21 protein-coding genes are annotated in these 20723 nt (G+C 40.3%); all 21 read left to right on the top strand.

Translation table 11 applies throughout. The annotated features are described in order from the left end of the window. The first annotated feature begins 6 nt into the window (after nucleotides 1-6). Nucleotides 7-1086 (top strand): Wzz/FepE/Etk N-terminal domain-containing protein, encoded by a 1080-nt coding sequence (locus HRT75_RS04105; RefSeq protein ID WP_291182964.1) that lies wholly within the window; start codon nucleotides 7-9, stop codon nucleotides 1084-1086. Then, entirely contained in the window at nucleotides 1079-1894 is an 816-nt protein-coding gene (gene cysQ / locus HRT75_RS04100) for a 3'(2'),5'-bisphosphate nucleotidase CysQ (protein WP_291182962.1), read from the top strand. The genes HRT75_RS04105 and cysQ overlap by 8 nt, the downstream gene beginning before the upstream one ends. A gap of 2 nt (nucleotides 1895-1896) precedes the next feature. Continuing rightward, nucleotides 1897-2352, top strand: a complete 456-nt coding sequence (locus tag HRT75_RS04095) for a DUF2061 domain-containing protein (RefSeq protein WP_291182960.1) — start codon at nucleotides 1897-1899, stop codon at nucleotides 2350-2352. A gap of 2 nt (nucleotides 2353-2354) precedes the next feature. Continuing rightward, complete coding sequence (cysC, locus tag HRT75_RS04090) at nucleotides 2355-2954, top strand: adenylyl-sulfate kinase (protein WP_291182958.1); 600 nt, start codon at nucleotides 2355-2357, stop codon at nucleotides 2952-2954. Between the two features lies 1 nt (nucleotide 2955). Next, nucleotides 2956-3861, top strand: a complete 906-nt coding sequence (cysD, locus tag HRT75_RS04085; RefSeq protein ID WP_291182956.1) for a sulfate adenylyltransferase subunit CysD — start codon at nucleotides 2956-2958, stop codon at nucleotides 3859-3861. Nucleotides 3862-3874: 13 nt separating this feature from the next. Next, the gene (cysN, locus tag HRT75_RS04080; protein ID WP_291182954.1) at nucleotides 3875-5131 is read left to right on the top strand and encodes a sulfate adenylyltransferase subunit CysN; all 1257 of its coding nucleotides are present in this window, start codon (nucleotides 3875-3877) and stop codon (nucleotides 5129-5131) included. A gap of 6 nt (nucleotides 5132-5137) precedes the next feature. Continuing rightward, nucleotides 5138-6352: an L-2-hydroxyglutarate oxidase gene (gene lhgO, locus HRT75_RS04075; protein WP_291182952.1), complete on the top strand. Its 1215-nt coding sequence runs from the start codon at nucleotides 5138-5140 to the stop codon at nucleotides 6350-6352. A gap of 13 nt (nucleotides 6353-6365) precedes the next feature. Next, nucleotides 6366-7094 (top strand): sulfotransferase domain-containing protein, encoded by a 729-nt coding sequence (locus HRT75_RS04070; protein ID WP_291182950.1) that lies wholly within the window; start codon nucleotides 6366-6368, stop codon nucleotides 7092-7094. Between the two features lie 45 nt (nucleotides 7095-7139). Beyond that, nucleotides 7140-8147 carry a Gfo/Idh/MocA family oxidoreductase gene (locus HRT75_RS04065; protein ID WP_291182948.1) on the top strand — a complete coding sequence of 336 codons (1008 nt, stop codon included), beginning with the start codon at nucleotides 7140-7142 and terminating at the stop codon, nucleotides 8145-8147. A 1-nt stretch (nucleotide 8148) separates the two neighbouring features. After that, on the top strand, nucleotides 8149-8625 hold the full coding sequence (locus HRT75_RS04060; RefSeq protein WP_291182945.1) for an acyltransferase: 477 nt from the start codon (nucleotides 8149-8151) through the stop codon (nucleotides 8623-8625). Further along, nucleotides 8622-9722, top strand: a complete 1101-nt coding sequence (locus HRT75_RS04055; RefSeq protein ID WP_291182943.1) for a DegT/DnrJ/EryC1/StrS family aminotransferase — start codon at nucleotides 8622-8624, stop codon at nucleotides 9720-9722. Before HRT75_RS04060 ends, HRT75_RS04055 begins: the two co-directional genes overlap by 4 nt. Nucleotides 9723-9832: 110 nt before the next feature. Next, nucleotides 9833-11077: an oligosaccharide flippase family protein gene (locus HRT75_RS04050; RefSeq protein WP_291182941.1), complete on the top strand. Its 1245-nt coding sequence runs from the start codon at nucleotides 9833-9835 to the stop codon at nucleotides 11075-11077. A 63-nt stretch (nucleotides 11078-11140) separates the two neighbouring features. Beyond that, entirely contained in the window at nucleotides 11141-12208 is a 1068-nt protein-coding gene (locus HRT75_RS04045; protein WP_291182939.1) for a hypothetical protein, read from the top strand. Nucleotides 12209-12211: 3 nt separating this feature from the next. Further along, nucleotides 12212-13693, top strand: coding sequence for a hypothetical protein (locus HRT75_RS04040; RefSeq protein ID WP_291182937.1), 1482 nt, complete (start codon nucleotides 12212-12214; stop codon nucleotides 13691-13693). Nucleotides 13694-13705: 12 nt separating this feature from the next. Then, nucleotides 13706-14776: a hypothetical protein gene (locus HRT75_RS04035; protein WP_291182935.1), complete on the top strand. Its 1071-nt coding sequence runs from the start codon at nucleotides 13706-13708 to the stop codon at nucleotides 14774-14776. A gap of 215 nt (nucleotides 14777-14991) precedes the next feature. Beyond that, the gene (locus tag HRT75_RS04030) at nucleotides 14992-15750 is read left to right on the top strand and encodes a hypothetical protein (protein ID WP_291182933.1); all 759 of its coding nucleotides are present in this window, start codon (nucleotides 14992-14994) and stop codon (nucleotides 15748-15750) included. Between the two features lie 84 nt (nucleotides 15751-15834). Then, nucleotides 15835-16530: a sulfotransferase family 2 domain-containing protein gene (locus tag HRT75_RS04025; protein ID WP_291182931.1), complete on the top strand. Its 696-nt coding sequence runs from the start codon at nucleotides 15835-15837 to the stop codon at nucleotides 16528-16530. A gap of 2 nt (nucleotides 16531-16532) precedes the next feature. Then, nucleotides 16533-17231, top strand: a complete 699-nt coding sequence (locus HRT75_RS04020; RefSeq protein ID WP_291182929.1) for a sulfotransferase family 2 domain-containing protein — start codon at nucleotides 16533-16535, stop codon at nucleotides 17229-17231. 108 nt (nucleotides 17232-17339) lie between these two features. Beyond that, complete coding sequence (locus tag HRT75_RS04015; RefSeq protein WP_291182927.1) at nucleotides 17340-18830, top strand: hypothetical protein; 1491 nt, start codon at nucleotides 17340-17342, stop codon at nucleotides 18828-18830. A gap of 9 nt (nucleotides 18831-18839) precedes the next feature. Then, nucleotides 18840-19847 carry a glycosyltransferase gene (locus HRT75_RS04010; RefSeq protein WP_291182925.1) on the top strand — a complete coding sequence of 336 codons (1008 nt, stop codon included), beginning with the start codon at nucleotides 18840-18842 and terminating at the stop codon, nucleotides 19845-19847. Between the two features lie 84 nt (nucleotides 19848-19931). After that, nucleotides 19932-20723 (top strand): hypothetical protein (locus tag HRT75_RS04005; RefSeq protein WP_291182923.1); only part of this gene is annotated, 792 nt, incomplete at its 3' end.

Here is a 20723-nt window from a genome sequence, read left to right as displayed (position 1 = left end):
TCTGAAATGGATAACATTGACATTTTTGAAATATTAGGTCACATTTGGCGAAAAAAGCTATTTGTCATTAGATGTATGATCATTTTCTTCGTGATCGGAATTCTAATGGCTGTATTTACGCCCAATCAATACGTCTCTAATACGGTTATCTTACCTCAAATCAGTGGAAGTCCTGGATTAGGCAAAAAGTTAGGCGGTTTTGCGAGATTGGTAGGATTAAATTTGGATGACAACGGGAAGAATGAAATTTTCCCGACACTATATCCCGTAATTGCCACAAGCATACCTTTTCAAAAAGGACTTCTTTATTCCGAAGTTAAAACAGGCGATTCCGGAAATAAGATCAATCTAAACGACTATTTGGAAAGTATTAATCTTAATTCTCCTTCTGATTATGTTTATAAGTACACCGTTGGTCTCCCTGGAAGGATCGTGCGTATGTTTCGCAGTAAAGAAGAGAAGACTTATAAAAATGTTGATACGACTATAATTCAACTTTCTAAAGCAGAAAAATCTAAAATAGCCTATTTAGAGAAGCATATGGATGTTTCGTTCAATGAGCTTGAAGGGTTTGTTGAAATTTCAGTATCAATTCCAGATGCGGAGGTTTCAGCTAATTTGGCCAAGAATGTACAAATATTGCTGCAGGATAAAATCATAGACTTCAATATTTCAAAGGCTAGAGAGGAATTAAAATATTTGAATAAACGCTACAATGAAGCTGAGCAAGTCTATGAAGAAAAGCGACAAAAACTCGGTCAATTTCGAGACCGAAATAAAAATTATATCAGTTCTGTTAGTGAGAATCGCTACGAGCAACTGAAGACTGAGAACGATCTCGCTTTCAACGTTTATTCTCAATTAGCCAGCCAGGTTGAATCTGCAAAGCTCCAAGTAAAACGGGATACTCCAGTTTTTACAGTATTAAAACCGGTCTCAGTTCCTTTAGAGCCCGCCGGGCCCAGTAAGTTAATTTTAATCATAGCTTATATCATAGTTGGAGCTGTTCTAGGCGCCGGAATTATTGTTTTTAGAAAACTATTCCCTGAGATAAAAGCTAAACTTAATCAGAAACCCATTGAATAAATCTGTTGTTGCTCTTTCTGAGCAATTATTAATAGCCGTACGTGCTGCGTTAGAGGCTGGAAATGTCATTATGGATGTCTATCAAGCTCCATTTGATGTAGAGATCAAAAATGATAATTCACCCTTAACTATTGCTGATAAGAAAGCCAATGACGTGATCAATGGCTATTTGAAGCCTACTGGAACTCCGATTATCAGCGAGGAAAACAGGCAATTGGACTACTCGGAGCGCAAGTCCTGGGAGCAATGTTGGATTGTTGATCCGCTTGATGGTACGAAGGAATTCATCAAACGCAACGGTGAGTTTACGGTCAATATTGCCTTAACGCATTTGGGCGTCCCTAAACTTGGAGTGATCTATGCTCCATATACTCGGGAATTGTATTTTGCACAGACTGACCTTGAGAAGGCTTGGAAGATCGTTGTGCCGGAATCTTATGAATCTGCTGAAGAACTTATGGAATCTGCTGTTTTGATTCAACCTAAAGCAGACGAAAAGCAAATGCGCATAGTTGGTTCGCGGTCACATTTGAACGACGAAACCAAAGAATATATTGAAGGTTTGGCCACCGCTAAGGAAAAAGAAATAGTCTCTAAAGGGAGTTCGTTGAAGTTCTGTTTGGTGGCTGAAGGAAAAGCAGATGTTTATCCCAGATTTGCGCCAACCATGGAATGGGACACTGCCGCAGGACAAGCCATTTGTGAGGCCGTGGGTGTTCATGTCGTAGCATTGCCGTCTAACAGCCCGATGCGCTACAACAAGGAGAATCTTTTGAATCCTTGGTTTTTGGTGAGTAAGGAACTTTAGTCATGACGCACTACAAGCAAGAATCGCATTACCGAAGCCTGATCAAAGGTATATCGTGGCGAATTGTAGCTACGACCGATACTGTATTGGTGGTTTTGTTGGTTACCTGCTTGGCAGATCAGTGCAGCCTCGCCGATGGCTTGAAGATCGGTTTTATTGAGTTCTTTTTGAAACTTGGGATCTACTATGTTCACGAACGAATTTGGCAAAAGATTCTTTTTGGGCAACGTATAACTAAGAAGAGAACGCTCTTTAAAACCATCTCTTGGCGTCTTGTCGCGACTACTACGACCTTTATTATCGCAGGAGCAATCCTCAATGAATTTGATGAAATTGCGCTATATATTGCACTGACAGAGATGTTTACCAAATTTGTCTTGTATTATTTTCACGAACGCCTGTGGTTAAAATTACCACTAGGGCGTGTTCGGAACTATCTCAAAAAACTAAAGAAATAGGCATGCAGGAAAATGTAATTCCACATCAATTCGGGATTAATAAAGAAAACCGAGAGTCACTCAACGGGCATCGCGGGTTCTTGATTTGGTTTACGGGCCTTTCTGGTTCTGGAAAGTCGACTGTGGCCAATGCTGTAGAAGAAGCCCTGCATAAGCAAGGGGTTCACACTTATACTTTGGACGGCGATAATATCAGAAAAGGTATTAATTCTGATTTGACTTTTGCCCCGGAAGATCGATCTGAAAACATTCGCAGAATAGCAGAGATTGCAAACTTGTTTGTCGATGCCGGAACGGTTGTTCTGGCGGCCTTTGTTTCGCCTTATAAAAAGGACCGAGAAATGGTTAAAAGTGTCGTTAAAGATTATAACTTTGTCGAAGTCTTTGTGGACACCCCGATAGAGGAGTGCGAACGCCGCGATGTTAAAGGTCTTTACGCTAAAGCACGCCAAGGTTTGATCAAAGATTTTACAGGTGTAAATGCACCTTATGAAGCTCCGGAAAATCCGGATTTGAGGATAGACACCACTTTAACTGATATAAATGAATCTGCTGCCCTTGTTTTACAAGCGGTGGCGTCGAAGTTAGAACTCAACAACTAGCATGAGCAAATATTATTTAAACTATCTAGACGAATTAGAGTCGGAAGCGATTTTTATCCTGCGCGAAGTATGGGCGCAGTTTCAGAATCCTGTAATTCTGTTTTCAGGAGGTAAGGACTCTATCGTGGTTACCCATTTGGCGAAGAAGGCATTTTATCCTGCCAAGATTCCGTTTCCATTAATGCACGTAGACACCGGTCATAATTTTCCGGAGACCATTGCCTTTAGAGATGCTCTTGTAAAAGAATTTGGAGTGCAGCTTTTGGTGGGCTCAGTACAGGAATCTATTGACCAAGGGCGTGTTGCAGAAGAGCGTGGAAAGAACGCTACGCGAAATGCATTGCAGATCACTACTTTGCTCGATGCTATTGAAACACATAAAGTGGACTGCGCCATTGGTGGAGGCCGCCGCGACGAGGAAAAAGCTCGTGCCAAAGAAAGATTCTTCTCGCACCGCGATGATTTTGGACAGTGGGACCCAAAGAACCAGCGTCCAGAACTTTGGAACATACTCAACGGTCGTCATTTTGAAGGAGAGCACTTTAGAGCCTTTCCGATCAGTAACTGGACGGAGATGGATGTATGGAATTACATCCAAAGAGAGAACATTCAGATTCCTTCTTTATACTTTGCTCATGAGCGTGAAGTGGTTTGGAGAAGCGACTCTTGGATCCCGGTTTCTGAATTCTTGAAATTGGAAGAAGGAGAGAAGGTAGAAAAGAAAAAGATTCGTTTTAGAACCTTAGGTGATATCACCATTACCGGAGGTATTGAGTCCGACGCAGACACCGTTGAAAAGATCGCCATGGAAGTGTCGGCAATGAAACAGACCGAACGCGGAAATCGTTCCGACGATAAGCGCAGTGAGACCGCCATGGAAGATCGTAAACGTCAAGGATACTTTTAATCAGAAAGAACTTATGGAAATCAGCAACAATCAACTGCTAAGATTTACAACAGCCGGTAGTGTAGATGATGGTAAAAGTACCTTAATCGGAAGACTGCTCTACGACAGCAAGGCTATATTTGAAGACCAATTGGAAGCGGTGAGCAACACCAGTAAGCGCAAGGGACATGAAGGTGTGGACTTGGCTTTATTCACAGACGGTCTTCGCGATGAACGCGAGCAAGGGATCACCATAGACGTGGCCTACCGCTACTTTACGACGCCAAAACGTAAATTCATCATCGCAGATACTCCTGGGCATATTCAGTATACCAGAAACATGGTGACTGGAGCATCAACGGCTAATGCAGCATTGATCTTGATCGATGCACGTCACGGAGTTATAGAGCAGACCAAACGACACGCGTTTATAGCATCTTTATTGCAAATCCCACACGTGATCGTTTGTGTGAATAAAATGGATCTTGTGGAATATAAAGAAGAGACGTTCACTAAGATCATCAGCCAGTTTGAGGAATTCTCCTCTAAACTTTTGGTAAAAGACATTCGATTCATTCCGATCAGCGCCTTGAATGGGGACAATGTGGTGAATCGCAGTGAGAATATGGATTGGTACAAAGGAGCGCCTTTGTTACACGTATTGGAAAATATGCATATCTCCAGTGATCTCAATAAGATCGATGCGAGATTCCCAGTGCAAACGGTTATTCGCCCGCAAAGTGAAGGCTTTATTGATTACAGAGGATACGCCGGTCGTGTTGCCAGTGGTATTTTAAGACCTGGCGATGAAGTTACAGTAATGCCTTCTGGATTCACTTCTAAAGTTAAGACCATAGATACCTTCAACGGAGAAGTTGAAGAGGCTTTTGCGCCTATGTCTGTAACAGTTACTTTGGAAGACGATATCGATGTGAGCCGCGGAGACATGATTGTTAAGACCAACAACAAACCAGAGTCCAAGCAGGAATTTGATGCGATGATCTGTTGGTTGCACAACAACCCGGCAAGACCGCGTACTAAATACACCTTGATGCATACTTCTAACGAGCCTAAGGCTATGATCAAGAATGTGCTCTATAAGATCGACATCAACACCTACAATCGCGAGGAAGAGGATAAAGAACTCAAGATGAATGACATTGGGCGTATTACCATCCGCACCACCCGTCCAATTATGTTGGATGAGTATCGCGATAACCGCATTACAGGAAGTTTTGTTTTAATTGACGATGCAACTCATGAAACCGTTGCAGCTGGAATGATACTATAGGACCACTTGAGTCAACCAACCGAAAATATAACTTTTGATCTCCTAGTAATAGGGGCTGGAATTGTAGGTTTGGCTTCTGCCTATACCTTTTTGCAGCAGTATCCAGATAAAAAAGTACTTGTACTTGAAAAAGAGGAAGCTGTTGGAAAACACCAGTCTGGCAATAACAGTGGCGTAATCCACAGTGGTGTATATTACAAACCGGGAAGCAGTAAGGCAATCAATTGCCGTAAAGGTTACAAAATGCTTTTGGAGTTTGCCAAAGAGCACGACATCAAGCACGAGGTCTGTGGAAAGATTATTGTTGCCGTTAAAGAGGAAGAGCTTCCTTTGTTGGAGACCATCCATGAGCGTGGTGTTGAAAATGGCTTAGAAGGGCTTCGCTTTTTGAATTCGGAAGAAATCAAAGAGATCGAACCTCATGTACGAGGAATTAAAGCAATACACGTGCCTCAAGCGGGAATCATTGATTACCCGGGTATGTGCCTCAAGCTTGAGGAATTAATTTGCCAAAAGGGTGGAAGTCTACTTTTCAAGCAAAACGTACAGCAAATTATTCCGGCCGATGACAGCGTAACGGTAAAAACGAACACGGGAAGTTTCACTGCCGCTAAGGTGGTTTCCTGCGCTGGCTTGTTTTCTGATCGTGTTTCTAACATGACCAGTGAAGAAGAAGATCTTCGGATCATTCCGTTCCGTGGGGAATATTACAAACTCAAACCGGAAAGCCAAGGTTTGGTCAAGCACTTGATCTACCCGGTGCCGGATCCTAATTTCCCGTTCCTCGGGGTGCATTTTACACGAATGATCGAGGGTGGAATTGAAGCTGGACCTAATGCGGTACTCGCTTTTAAGCGTGAAGGCTATAAATTCTTTGACGTGAATCTCAAGGATCTTGCAGCCACCTTGCGTTGGCCAGGATTTTGGAAGATTGTTGGGAAATACGGAAAAACGGGTACCAAAGAAATGTACCGATCGCTTTCCAAACGCCAATTCACTAAGGCTTTACAAGGGTTGATCCCAGAAGTGAAGATGAGTGATTTAGAGCCTGGAGGCGCTGGTGTACGAGCCCAAGCTTGTGATCGTGAAGGAAAACTGCTGGATGATTTTGATATTCAAAGGCAAGGAAATGTGATGCATGTGCGCAATGCGCCATCTCCTGCGGCTACGTCGTCGCTGGCCATAGGCGAATCTATTATCAACGAACTATATGGACATTAATTAAAGGACCAAAATGAAATCTTTACAGTATTACAAGAATTACATTACTCTTAGGTTGATAAAGACTTTTGTGCAGCGTTTTCCATTTTTATTCCGCAGAATTCAACTCTCTCGATATAAAGGAACTGAAAATGTAAATCAAATTGTCGGTCCTAATTCTGATGTGGTAATCGAAGGATATCCGCGTTCGGCCAACAGTTTTGCCATTCGGGCTTTTATGTTATCCAATGGTATGGATTCTGTCATCGCCACGCACTTACATGTGTACACGCACATAGCCTTGGGAATCCATTATAAAATTCCAACCTTGTGCCTTATTCGCCATCCTAAAGATTGTGTGTTGTCTTATGCGGCTTTAAAATCTAGAATGGCGCCTATTGAAGAGTTTAAGGAAAAATACAATATGCTTTGGTTGATCAAAGAATATGTATTTTTTTACAAAAATTTGAAGCGTTACGAAGGTAAATTTTTGATGGCGACCTTTAAGGAGGTTACCACGGACTTTGGCGCAGTTATTAAGTCATTAAATGAGTTTAGTGGAAGCGACTTCGTTCCGTTTGAACATAACGAGAAGAATGTAGAGGCTGTGTTTAATTTTCACGATGCGACCACGTATTTAGGTCCAAACCAAAAAAGAGAAGACGTTAAAGCTTCCTATCAGTCTGAATTAAATCCGTTAATGCGGACTAAGGCCTACAAGGAAGCGCTTGAATTGTACGAGTATTGGGCAAAAAACGATTAAAAGGGTTCAAAATCAACAGACCTAACTAATGCTAAATAAAGGATTATGGAACAGATAAGATTCGGAATAATTGGATGCGGTAGAATAGCCAACAGGCATGCCGAGCACATTTCAAATAACGGAAAGCTCGTTGCGGTTTGCGATATCGTAGAGGAAAAGGCCGACACTCTTGGTGGTAAATACAATGCTGCAGTATATTATTCCATTGAGGAATTGATTGAGAATCACAAAGACGATATTGATGTTTTGGCCATCTGTTCTCCAAATGGACTGCACGCACAACACTCTATTCAAGGATTAAATGGCGGATACCACGTACTTTGTGAAAAGCCAATGGCCATCAATGTACACGACTGTGGAGAGATGATCAAGACCGCAGAGGCCATGAACAAGCGTCTGTTCGCTATTAAGCAGAATCGTTTCAATCCGCCAGTAGCAGAAGTAAAGAAACTTATTGATCAGGGGATTCTAGGTAAGATTTACAGCGTTCAATTAAGCTGTTTCTGGAACCGTAACTTTGATTATTACAAAAACTCTTGGAAAGGGACTAAAGACCTTGACGGAGGGACATTATACACCCAGTTCAGTCACTTTGTGGATTTGTTGTATTGGATGATCGGTGATGTGAAATCTGCCAAAGGAATGTCCAACAATTTCGCCCACCAAGGAGTAATTGAATTTGAGGACACTGGAGTTGTTGCTTTGGAATTCTACAACGGAGCCATTGGAACGATCAACTATACCGTAAACAGTTACGGACAGAACATGGAAGGCTCACTGACCATCTTCGCAGAGAAAGGTACCGTAAAGATCGGGGGGCAGTACCTCAATGAGATGGAATACCAAAATATTGAAGGTTATAAGATCGAAAACCTTCCCGAAGGCAATTCCGCAAATAACTACGGAAAGTACACGGGGTCTATGTCCAACCACGACAAGGTTTATGAGAACCTTATTGACGTATTGAAGAATGGAAGTTCCATCAATACCAGTTCCTTTGAAGGATTAAAGACCGTGGAGATCATCGATAAGATCTACCGCTCATTTGAATAAGATGAACAAGAACGAACCCATAATTTTTGAAGCGGGCATTAAGGATGTCGAATTTGGCGAAAACGTCAAAGTGGTCCATCCGTCCAATATCTACGGTTGTAAAATAGGAGATAACTCCTTCATAGGCCCTTTTGTAGAGATTCAAAAAAATGTGACCATCGGCGCGCAAACCAAGATCCAATCCCACAGTTTTATCTGTGAGTTGGTGGATATAGGCGACCGTTGTTTTATTGGTCACGGGGTGATGTTCATCAACGATCTGTTTGCCAAAGGCGGACCTGCTCAGGGGGATAAAACCCTTTGGAAATCCACCAAAATAGGCAACGACGTTTCTATCGGAAGCAACGCGACCATTTTGCCTGTATCCATCTGCGACAAAGTAGTCATTGGCGCAGGCGCAGTGGTGACGAAAGACATTACCAAATCCGGAGTATATGCCGGTAACCCCGCAAAATTTTTAAAAGACTTTGAACAATGAACATACCTTTTGTAGACTTAAAAGCCCAGTACTTAACCATTAAGGATGAGGTTAAGGAAGGCATAGACTATGTATTAGAAAACACCATGTTCATTGGTGGTAAGCCTGTGGATGATTTTAAGCGTGGTTTTGAAGAACTTTATGGCGTAGATCATTGTGTTCCTTGTGCAAACGGAACTGATGCCATTTTTATCGTGATGAAGATGATGGGCATTGCAGCAGGAGATGAAGTGATCACTACAGCTTCTTCTTGGATCAGTACCTCTGAGACCATTACCCAAACCGGCGCGAAACCTGTTTTTGTGGACATTGATGATTATTACACCATTGATATTTCAAAGATAGAAGCGGCCATTACACCAAACACAAAAGCGATCATTCCAGTACACCTTTACGGTCAAATGGCAGACATGCCAGCTATCATGGAGATCGCAAAGAAACACAACCTCAAGGTTATTGAAGACTGTGCGCAGTCACACTTCTCTGAGATTGATGGAAAGCGCGCAGGGCTTTACGGGGATGCTGCTACCTTTAGTTTCTATCCTGGAAAGAATTTAGGTGCCTATGGAGACTCCGGATGCATCATTACCAATGATGGAGATCTAGCAGAAAAGTGCACCATGTACGCCAAGCACGGAGCCTTAGTAAAGCACCACCACATCATTGAAGGAATTAACAGCAGGTTAGATACCATCCAAGCTGCAGTTTTAAATGTAAAGCTGAAGTATATTCTAGACTGGACAGCCTCCAGACAACGTATTGCTGCGCGATATGACGCTGCTTTACAAGGAGTAGGAGACTTGGTAACACCTAAATTGAGATCCAACGGTAAACACACTTACCACGTTTATGCGATCAGAACTGCTAAGCGTGATGAGATGAAGGACTACCTAAAAACTCAAGGGGTGAATACGCAGATTCATTACCCCAATGCTATGCCTTTTATGCCTGCTTACGATTATTTGAACCTGGATAAGAGTCAATACACAATGGCCAAGGCGCATCAAGAGCAAGAATTGTCGCTACCCATCTATCCAGAAATGACAGACGAGCAGGTAGATTATGTCGTAAAAGCGGTGAAGAGTTTCTTTGAATAGCAAAGTGCTGAATTCGAACCACTAGAGGTTCTCACTACTTACACAATAGTTTTTCGTCCCAGCAAGGATCGAATCTGAAAAGATTCAAAATATGCCATAAACGCCGAAGCATGAAGTTTCCTTTGAAGAGTGCAAATATCAAGAATGTCTTTCTTTTAATAGGAAGTATTGTACTTGGAAAGGGAATCGTACTGCTGTGTACACCATTTATTACCCGGCTTTACGATCCGTATTTGTTTGGTATTCTCGCCTTGATCTTGAGTTTTAGTAGGATACTATTTGTGATCTTCTCCATGCGTTATGAATTAAAATTCTTAAACGTTGATCAAGAAGAGCGCTTCTCTGTGCTGCAGTTCTTGAATACCCATGTTTACACACTATTTCTTTTATCAATACTAGTTTGTAGTTTGATAACTCTAGGCTTGGATAAGCCGATGTATTATTTGATGGTGCCATTTTTTGCTTTGGTCATTGCAATGAATAATATCCATCGATTCTATAACGTTGCCTCTAAAAATTTCAATAAAATCGCTGTTTCTGAGGTAATAAAGGGACTTGGTCAGGGCCTTATACCTTTGTTAGCTTATTTTTCCAGTCTGTTTGTCCCAATTGGTCTTGTGGTATCTGAATTAAGTGGATGGGCAGGTTCAGTATTCAGTTTGTCAGGAGTTAAACGCTTAACAGCGACTCAAAAATTCAACACCTATTTAAGCAATCTTAAAAAGGCATACCGAGAAATGTTGTTAACAGGATCTTCAAAACTTTTGAATGTTTCTACCGATGAGATCATTCCAATAGGAATTGGGTTTTTGTTTAACAATGAACTGTTGGGGCTTTACTTTGTTGCGAAGAAAATTATGGCGGTACCCATTAGTCTAATTACACGCTCCATAGGAGATGTAACGAACAATGCGGTAAGTGAGATCTTTCTAAAATCGGGAGCTAATAAAGCGAAAAATTACCTATTCAAGCAATTTAGATTGCTTGTTCTAGCGGGACTTGTATTTGGGGTTGGCGTGTATTTTTTGATTGACTTTTTGATCGATATATTTTTGGACGAAAAATATGAGAAGGTCAGCCAAATAATCAAGCTCAGCCTTGTATACTATTGCGGAATGCTCATGGTTCAGCCTTTGAGTAACTACTTCAATATTATTGGTAAGTATAAAGTCAGTCTTATTTGGGATATCATACGTTTTTCATTGGTGATCACTTCCTTTGTTGTTGGATGGCTGATGGATTTGGGTTTCGATAAGTTCATTTTATTGCTGTCCATTTGCTTGTTTACTGGGTATTTAGTTTTTGTATTTTTACTCAAATTTTACAAGATTAAAGATGATCGGACGCGTGTATAGTAGGGTTTTTAAATACTATATGTTGCGTCATATGATGGATTTTGAATTACAACAGTAAAGAGGATGCTAGCTAGAATCTTGATATACACTTTTCTCTTTGCAGGTTATTTCGAGTTTTTAACTGGAGGTGTGGACTTGCAGCTGTATGCCGGAGTTTTAATAACATTATTGGGTTTATTGCAATGTGAATTAACCAAGCAATATGTATATCAACTCTTTGGCTTGGGCTTGCTATGTTGGGTGATCTACTCTTATGAGATTTATATTCCGTATAACGATTATGCGAATCTTAAAGCCCGTAAGCTCATTGTGCTAATGATTTTTGCGTTCTTTTCAGCCAAATTGCTCCTGAAACAAAAAAGTCTAGAGCCCTTTGTCAAAGGCTTGCTCAGTTGTTGTTTGCTGGTTTTCTTATTAGCGGTAGGTTCAGTATTTGGCCTTTCTGCAAAAATCCAAAACAATGCTATTTGGTTATCGAGAGCAACAGGATTTTTTATTATTCTCAACATCTTTGCTTATTTAAAGAATAAAAATATCATTCATTTGATAGTCTGTGCTGTTGCAGCAGGTACCATATTATTGCTCAATAAATGGGGTCCAATTCTGTCTTTGGCCATGCTTTGGTATTTTTTCTTTTACCAACGTCTAAGAGCTACTAGTCTCTATTTATTTTACTTCATATCGTTGTGTTTATTCATAATTGCATACGTGAAGTTCCCGGAGATCGACTCCAGTGGTAGGGATGTGTTGTTCGGCATTGTGCTTTCCAACATCACCGAAAATTACTTTGGATATGGCTTGGGCTATTTTAGCACCTTGACACATCACAGATATCCGCACAACATTTTCACAGAGATCTTTTTAGAGATGGGAGTGGTGTTTTTGGCGCTCTTCATTGTTTTCATCGTTCGCTTTTTCAATACACTCAGTACCTATGTCAGAAAGCTGGAGTCAGAAGAACTCATTCTGGCGTCTTTGATGTTGTACAGTTTTTTTAATACCCAATTTAGTGGGGACCTTTCTAGTCCGAAAATGTTCTATATTTTTGTGATCTACTTCATGATCAAATACAAACGACCAGCAAAACAGAAAGCTGCCGCCCCAAGGGTAGGATCGGTTACAGAATCATAGAATATGTTGTTGAGAATACTCTTATTAGGACTTTTAGTGCAGTGTGCATCTGCTCAGCAATATAACGATGAGCAATCTTTTTTTATCGATCAGAACGAGAGTGAGATCAATTGGTGTGGCATACCCGAACGTTTTAATCTAAATCCACGCTTAAAACTCATTTATGGTATTGATCCTGTTTACGATAACTTAAGATATAAAGGATCGTGTGAGGTTGATAGTTTGCTTTCCTATATACCTTTAAAGTACGGTTATACCCATATCAATGTTCCGCTAGATACCAATAATGTAATATACAAAGGGCTAGCTCCTAATGAGCGCGCTTCAATAGTGTATTTGAATCGTTATTTGAATACTCGCGAATATCCGATCATAAAGGATAAATCGCCCTTTAACAATGATTTTGAAAAATTCAACAGTGACCTTAAAGAGAAGGTACTCAAACATGGAGCAGGCTTAGAATTAGATTATTTGGTCTGGGATATTGAGAAGGCGGTTTTTGGTGATGCTCGTATCAGTAAACATCTCTTGGAGAAAAAGGCCGAATCAGAATCCATTTGGGAGGCAATTCCAGCAGCTTTAGATGTTCAAGAGTACAAAACCTTATTGCATGATTTCTATTTGAGGTTTTTAGAATCTGGAGATAGCTATTTATGTTACGATGGACTTCAGCAAAGTTCATATGCAGATGTTCCGATCCGCAGATCATATCACCAAGTCAGAAAAACAGATTGGGACGATTTAATTGCTGACAAAGCAGATATTTCAAACTATTTGTTCTTTGATGAGAATGAAAATCCGACAGATTTTTACAAGTCTCTAGATTTGTTAACTCCTTCCACATATCTTATTTATCAAAGTGGGGAAAGAGGTGATAATTATTTGGCCTATGCACTTTTTCAGATTGAAGCAAATCTAAAGTTCAGGGATAGTTATTACGAATTAACTGGGCAAAAGAAAGAAGTGATTCCCTTTGTTTGGATGCGATATCATCCAAATACACCTATCAAGTCAAACTCACGCAAACTTATAGAGCCCTACAAAGCGGAATCCCTGGCCATATTCACCTTGATGTCAGGTGCCGATGGACTCTGGCTTTGGGACGCTTTAGATTATTACGACAGAAAATTCAAGGAGCTCAGGGGCGAATCGTTCGTTACCTATAACTACTTCAATCGCGGTTTATATCGCATCAGTAAATTCAATGAATTTTTTGATACTTCAAGTCAAATCTTGAACCAGTCCAACTCCAATGTGAAGGATCCTAACCGCCTATTTAAACAGCAGACTCCTGTCTGGAGAGGAATTGTGTCTAAGGATAGGAGTAAAATACTAGTTGCCGCGCATAATCCTTATGCCCAAGAAGGCCAACAAACCAGAATGCGCATTGAGTATAACTCAAGTGATGGTACCCAATCATTCACCAAAGAAATAATACTACAAGGCAAGGAGACATTTCTAGAAGCTTTTCCAATAAAAAATTAAAACGATCCTATTTTGAGAATTCTGTTTATAAGGCCATCTAGTATTTACGTGACTCCTGCGTTTTCCAGAGTTATCGAAGCTAAGGGATTACTGGAAAACCCTGAGGTTGAGATTCACGTATTGCATTGGGTTGATTCAGATGCTGAGTTCAAAACAGACGGGATCAAGTATCACAATTTTAGAAGCTCCAAAGGAAAGTTAGGATTCTTAAAATGGAACTGGATCATTCTGAAAACCTTGTTGATGGTGAGACCTGGTTTTGTTCACAATTTCTCATTTCAAAATTGGTTTCCCATAGTGCTTTATAAGCTGTTTTATCCCAAGCGAATTAAGCTGTTTTACGACTGTCGTGATTATTTTGCATGGAGCGCCAGTTGGAGTCCTGTTTTAAAAAGAACAATGCACTTCTTTGATCGTAGGATAGCCAGATTGTGTTCTCAAATCATCTTCCCAGACCCTAATGGGTATACCTATTTTAGAACAAAGGCCGATAAATTTTCGGTAATTCCTAATACCGTGACTGATGCGTTTGAGAATCGTGAATTGAGTCGCAAACCCAGTGGAGATCCTATTAAAATCCTCTATGCAGGCTATTTATCCAATGACAGGAACATTCAGGCCATCATTGACGCAGTAAAGAAGTTCCAGCATTTAGAGTTAAATATTGCAACCAACTTTATATCTAATCAGTTTGATCAATCGCTTTTGGATGACCCCAGATTTATTTATCACGGTAAATTGTCTCACCAACGGGTAATTGATCTCATGTTAGCATGTGATTACTCCTTGATCATGTACAACGCCACGCTGGAAAACTACCAACAGATCCAACCGACAAAGTTTTACGACTCGCTAATGAGTAATACACCTTTTATCTGTGCTGAGGGGATGACATCTTTACAGAAATACTGCGGATCGGACTGGCCAAACATCTGTTTGCCTTATAATGATGTAGATGCTTTTTCTGAATTGAAAAAACCGTTGATCAATAATAAGAATAGGAAACTGTACACAGACACTTATGAATATTCTAAAGTCCTCACAGAGCTAGCAGAAGTATACGATGTTTATTTAGGTCAATAGCGATCCTTGTAGCTTTAGTATATTAATGTAGAAAGGCTGGTCTTTACACAGAAGCTTTTCTTTATGCTCCCAATTAGTGACGATCAGCTTGTTGTATATACTATGAATATTGTGCTCGTGTTCTTTTACGCCAGAAGTTGTACTTTTAGCTGTGGATATTCAAAATTACAAGCCTGTAGTGCTATTTAGATTTTTGTTTCATAAAAAGAATCAGCTTGAGTAAAAAAATACTCATCACATCCATTGGTAGAACAGCTACAAGCAGTATTAATGCATTGCTCGCCCAATTTAGTGGAGTTATATCTCATCACGAAAAAGCTAAGAATGACCCTTATTTCCTTTTCTTATCTCAGTTTGATGCATACCAAAAATTCACTCAAGATTATCTCAAGGATCGAGACGATCAAGCCAATCGGAGTGGGGCAAAGATCTATGTAGAAGTGAATCCGTACTTTCGATTTGTCGATCATGAGTTTTTACGTTCAAAAGGCTGGAGCACACTGTTTATAGTGCGTCATCCTAAAACCTACTTAGAAAGCGTTTACAGAAGGAAATTATTTATGCCCAATGATTCTTCCTTTCAGAAACTACCAGATTCTTCGGATCCCTTTTATGAGCAATGGCCTACATGCAGTCGGTTTGAAAAACTTTGCTGGTATTACAGTCAGGTCCATGAATTCGTCTTGAATGAAAATCATCCTTTTTTCAGATATGAATCCTTGGTCGGTGAAGGGCAAGATTTGCCGAGACTATTAAACGAGGTCGGAATTAAAGATTTTGATGTTAATACGATAAAATTACCTCATCTGAACAAAAGTGGGATCCACAGTAAAAGTCAAATCTTGCAAACTGCGTTGTCTCGTTCAAACAAGATTCCAGATGAGCTCCAGTGGGAAGTACTAACCGAGGCAGAACGGAAGACTTATGATTCTGTTTGTCGACCATTATTGACTAAATTGGGTTATGAAGATTAGGCTCGATCACATACAGCTGCTTACATTTTTTGACTGGAGCTTCTTCTGTGTTAAGGGAAGGCAAATTTCTAATCGAGGCGTTTTATGATCATACCGAAACACAAAGCGCTATTTGTTCATGTACCTAAAACAGCTGGGCAAGCGGTCGAGAATTATTTCTTGACTTCAATGGGGCGGACTAGAAAATCAGACAACTCGGATCTGCTTATGGGGCTGAACCCCGATTTGAGTCATCCAAAGCGATTGGATCACTTAAGTGCCAAAGAATACACTTCTCTTGGCTACTTTTCAGAGGAGGATTTCAAGACGTACTTTAAGTTCGCTTTTGTAAGAAATCCTTGGGCGAGGTTGGTTTCATTGTATCGTTTTAGAGGCTTTTCATCAGTCACGAGTTTCCCCAACTTTGTCAACTATTATTTACCCGAATACATGGAAAAAGAACACTGGTTTTTCAGGTCACAGGCCGAATTTATTTGTGATGAGAATGATCAATTTCTGTGTGATTTTGTTGGGCGTTTAGAGGATTTGGATATCGATTTTAACAAGGTGTTGAGCGCTTTAAAATTGCCAGCAACTAATTTGGATCGTGCTAATGTATCCGCAGAGAAATGGTTATCCAGAAAAACTTTAAGACTTTACAAGAAGTATCCTTCTTTATTACTCAGACCTTTGGGTGCGGGTCAAAAGCCCAACTACCGAGATTACTATAACCCCAAGACCATGGCCTTGGTGCACCGGATGTATGAACGCGATATTAATCTGTTAAAATATCAGTTTTAAAGGTGATCATTTCTCATAAACACAAGTTCATTTTTATCAAGACCCGCAAGACTGCGGGAACAGCACTAGAGATCGCACTCTCGGCGATTTGTGGCCCAAATGATGTCATTACGCCCTTATCAGGGACGGATGAGGATCTGCGTTTTGAGCTGAGCGGAAAACGCGCTCAGAATTGCCAGCTTCCGCTGAGTAGTTTAGGCCTGGAGGAATTCTTGAGATGGCTTAAGCACGGGAAGCGTCCAAGGCATGTAAATCATCAATCCGCCTTACTCACACGAGATCGAGTAGGGAAGAAGTGCTGGGAGGATTATTTCACCTTTACCGTGGAGCGTGACCCTCTGGATAAAGTGGTTTCGCATTACCAATGGTTAAAAATGCAGAAGCAATGCAAGTCTCCAGAAGAGTATCATCAGAAGAAATTCTACAAGAAAATTCAAGCTTCAGCGCTTTATGCAGACCGCAACGGAGAGATCCTAGTGGATAGCGTTTACATTCAATGCCAATTAGAAAAAGTGACGAGCTCCTTGGCCAAGAAGTTGAACCTACCGCAATCAGACTTTACACTACCCCCTCAAAGAGTCAAAGAAAGCAAGGCCGTCAGTCAAGAAGAGTTGACTGCCTTACATATGCTTTATCAGCAACATCTAAAGCAAGAATTTGCTTTAGAGGCTGGTCTTTTAAAGGATAAAATGCAGAAATAGTCGAATAAAGGACTTTTTAAAAATCCTATTGATTAAAACAATGCAATTAAGTGGAATTGTATTATTTTTTCCAATAGAAAGTGCAAAGCGCCATACATCGTTTTATAGGTGACCGATAAATTAAGTAAATCCATAAGCTACAAAGCCCTGCAAACTGTTGGGTTTACCATGTACTCTCTTTTGTTGATCCCATTGCTGATTCGCTATTGGGATGTGGCGACTTACGGTAGTTGGATCGCAATTTACGCCTTGTTCAATATCCTGCAGGTCATAGAGTTTGGTCATAACACCTACATTGGCAATACCTTTAATTCCTTGGTCAACACCAATAAAGCTAAGGCCCGTGAAATTTTGGGTTCTGCTTTTAAGGTAAATATTTTGACTGGAACAATTCAGATGATCTTTATCTGGGTTATTTACAAGTTGGGTGCTTTTGGGTTCTTTATCAAAAGTGATCTGCCCGAGTCGGACATTGCCGTTATTCTCTCTCTACTTTTATTATACCGACTACTGATAGGGTCTTATCGCGGTTTGCTGATCAAGATTCTCAATCCCTTCGGATACATCTATAAATCCTATCAAATTTCTTTAGTAGAGCGATTCATTGAGTTTGTGATTTTGACCTCTGCTGCTTTCTCTGGTATCTCATTAATTGACCTAGCATTGCTTTGGTTTATTATCAAGAGCATGTACTCCATTGGGATTTTGATCTATATCAAGAAATTACTGCCGGAGTATTTTCCTTGGTGGAGATATGGAAGTTTCAAAACTGGCCTAAAGAACTTGTGGCAATCGGTGGCCTATATGATCTCCACTTTCATGAACCGTATAGTTAGTGATGGAGTACTATTGATCGTCTCTCCATTGATGGGAACTGAGTTTTTGCCAGTATTTGTTGCAACGCGATCAATTGTCAATTTCAGTGTGAAAGTAGGTGATATATTCCTTAGTCCATTGGGGCCTGAACTAATAAACCACCACGCCAATAGATTCTATGATAAACTGATGCGAATTGTCAGCTATTATTGGTCCATAACTGGGACTATTTTAGTCTTTGGTTTTGCGTTCTCTATTTTCTTGATTGAACCTGTTTTTGAAATATGGACCGGTGGTAAGTTGAGATTTAGACCAGTTCTTTTTTACGGATTGGTCGTGGCAGCTGTTTTGCGAAATTACGGTGCAATCCTTTATGTGTTCTTGATGGGTATTAACAAGTCCAAGATTGTTCTAATAACAACTTTTTTGAGATCGGCTACTTTGGTTTTGGGGATTTATTTGTTGTATCCTTTTGGTTTCAAAGGCCTTGTGATCTCCTTTATCGCTTCTGAGGTCATCACGAGTATAATTTATTTACCGGCCTCTTATATCAAGGAAATGAATTATAAGGTCGTTAATTCGCAGTCCTTTTGGATCAATCCAATGGTGGCATCCGCCTTAGGCTTATTCTTTTATTTAGTGGTAATTGAGACCGCTCCTATCTGGTTGGTTGTTGTTTTTATAGGAATATTATTGCTGTTGTATCTACAGTTCAGAAGTATTGAGAAAACGACAAGGGCCAAACTGAGTTCCCTATGGCAGCGAATTAAAAATGTATCTTAGGTCAACCTAATGAAAGTGCATTTTATATACCGCAAGCCAAATCCTGGCAATTTTAGTATTGAATCCATCTACAATCAGTTGATTGACCATTGGGAGAATTCACCAGAACGTAGCATCGTACCCATCTCTTTGAAACTTCGACTTAATTATGATCTCTGGACCTTTTTAAAATGCTGGGTTAGGAGTCTATTGGGTAGGTTTAAAATCGTTCACATTACTGGCGGTTGCAATTATATGATCTTAGCTTTTCCAAGAGCTAAACGTGTTTTGACCATTCATGACCTGTATCATTTAGAGGCTAACGAAGTGCCTTTTAAATTTTTGTATCGACTTTTTTATTACTCTTTGCCCGTTCGTTATAGCCACAAAATTGTGACCGTTTCAGAGCAGACAAAAAAGGCCTTGATTGCCGCTTATCCCAAGGCTCGTGGTAAAGTAGAGGTGATCCAAAATCCACTGAATGCTGTTTTTTATACACAAAGCAAAGAAATAGATGCCGCGTCTAAACCTTCCAGCCCAATCCGTATTTTGCAAATTGGTGATAAGAAATTAAAGAATTATGAGCGTCTCATCAAAGCTACGCATCAGTTAAAGGTTGAATATACATTCATTCACGCCAAAACCGATCGAATTAATGCGCTGATAAAAGAGTATCAAATTCAGGCGCGGACCAGAGTGCGTTCCAATTTGAGTACAGAAGAATTAATTGAGGAATATTTGAATGCTGATCTGTTGTACTTCGCATCAACTGCGGAGGGTTTTGGACTTCCATTGATTGAAGCCCAATCCTTGGGGCTGCCTATAATCACCTCTAACAGAGCTCCCATGAATACCGTAGCCCCTTATGCATTTCTAGTTAATCCCGAACGTACCGATCAAATAGAAGTTGCAGTAGAACAAATGATTACTGAAGGTGCGTCTGCAGCAAAATTAAGGGCGGCAAAAGAGGCGGTTTCACTTTATCGAGTCGAAGCAGTAGCCAAGCAGTATTGCGCACTTTATTTAGGGACAACTTAATTTTAAAAGTCGGACTTTATTCGTTTCTTTGCCATGGGAAAAATTGAAGATAAACCCGCTGCCAATACACATTAAACTAGGAATTTGATAACCATACTTACACCGAGTTTTCCACCCATTTCTGAGTTTGGTGGGCCAAATAAATCCTTGGCTGGTGTCTGTAATTTGTTTCAGAAGGCCAACATCAAATACAGGGTCATTGCGCGTTCTAAAAGAAATTTAAACGAAAGTGATATTGCCAGCAATGACAATCCAAATATCAAGTTCAAAAAATCCATTCGCGTTGGTGAACTGATCCAAGAGTTTAAAGAAGCTGAGGTTATCTGGCTTAACACACTCTATAATGTTTCATTCAGCATGGTGCCGCTTATTGCTCTGTTGTTTACTCCCAAGCGCACCGTACTGATCAGTCCCAGAGGAGAATTGCTTAATGGAGCGATGAATCTCAAGAAGTATATTTATCTCCAGTTTTTTAAGTTAGGATTGATCCTAGCAGGCCATAAATACTATGTGCACTATGCCAACCCTTTCGAGGCAGAAGGGAGTTACGGCATATTTAAAAAATACCCAAAATTGATTTTTAATAATGTGATTTCTGGTGCAATTTCAGACCGAGAACACCGTGTTAAAGAAGACAAAAATTTTGTGTTGGGATACTTTGGTCGAGTATCTCCAATAAAGAACGTAGAATATTTGATGGAACTCTTACCTGCATTACCAGAGAATGTAAGTTTAGAAATTCACGGCTCCATTATTGAATCTCGATACGTAAACGGATTAAAGCAGCTAGTGGAAAAATTTGATTTGTCCTCTCGGGTAACTTTTTACGACAGTTATAATAGCGCTAGTTTTGCGCAACGCGTGGAAGGGGTTGAT

The organism is Gilvibacter sp., from assembly GCF_013214815.1.
Lineage (GTDB): Bacteria > Bacteroidota > Bacteroidia > Flavobacteriales > Flavobacteriaceae > Gilvibacter.
The sequence above is the reverse complement of the archived record's forward strand: the minus strand, read 5'-3'. Positions and strand labels throughout refer to the sequence as shown.

Bases quoted from the DNA above. Each gene is read 5' to 3' on its own strand.
- HRT75_RS04060 (WP_291182945.1), top strand. From the start codon at position 8,149: ATGAACAAGAACGAACCCATAATTTTTGAAGCGGGCATTAAGGATGTC.
- HRT75_RS04050 (WP_291182941.1), top strand. From the start codon at position 9,833: ATGAAGTTTCCTTTGAAGAGTGCAAATATCAAGAATGTCTTTCTTTTA.
- HRT75_RS04095 (WP_291182960.1), top strand. From the start codon at position 1,897: ATGACGCACTACAAGCAAGAATCGCATTACCGAAGCCTGATCAAAGGT.
- HRT75_RS04055 (WP_291182943.1), top strand. From the start codon at position 8,622: ATGAACATACCTTTTGTAGACTTAAAAGCCCAGTACTTAACCATTAAG.
- HRT75_RS04010 (WP_291182925.1), top strand. From the start codon at position 18,840: ATGAAAGTGCATTTTATATACCGCAAGCCAAATCCTGGCAATTTTAGT.
- HRT75_RS04065 (WP_291182948.1), top strand. From the start codon at position 7,140: ATGGAACAGATAAGATTCGGAATAATTGGATGCGGTAGAATAGCCAAC.
- HRT75_RS04025 (WP_291182931.1), top strand. From the start codon at position 15,835: ATGATCATACCGAAACACAAAGCGCTATTTGTTCATGTACCTAAAACA.
- HRT75_RS04040 (WP_291182937.1), top strand. From the start codon at position 12,212: ATGTTGTTGAGAATACTCTTATTAGGACTTTTAGTGCAGTGTGCATCT.
- cysD (WP_291182956.1), top strand. From the start codon at position 2,956: ATGAGCAAATATTATTTAAACTATCTAGACGAATTAGAGTCGGAAGCG.
- HRT75_RS04070 (WP_291182950.1), top strand. From the start codon at position 6,366: ATGAAATCTTTACAGTATTACAAGAATTACATTACTCTTAGGTTGATA.
- cysC (WP_291182958.1), top strand. From the start codon at position 2,355: ATGCAGGAAAATGTAATTCCACATCAATTCGGGATTAATAAAGAAAAC.
- HRT75_RS04105 (WP_291182964.1), top strand. From the start codon at position 7: ATGGATAACATTGACATTTTTGAAATATTAGGTCACATTTGGCGAAAA.
- cysN (WP_291182954.1), top strand. From the start codon at position 3,875: ATGGAAATCAGCAACAATCAACTGCTAAGATTTACAACAGCCGGTAGT.
- HRT75_RS04045 (WP_291182939.1), top strand. From the start codon at position 11,141: ATGCTAGCTAGAATCTTGATATACACTTTTCTCTTTGCAGGTTATTTC.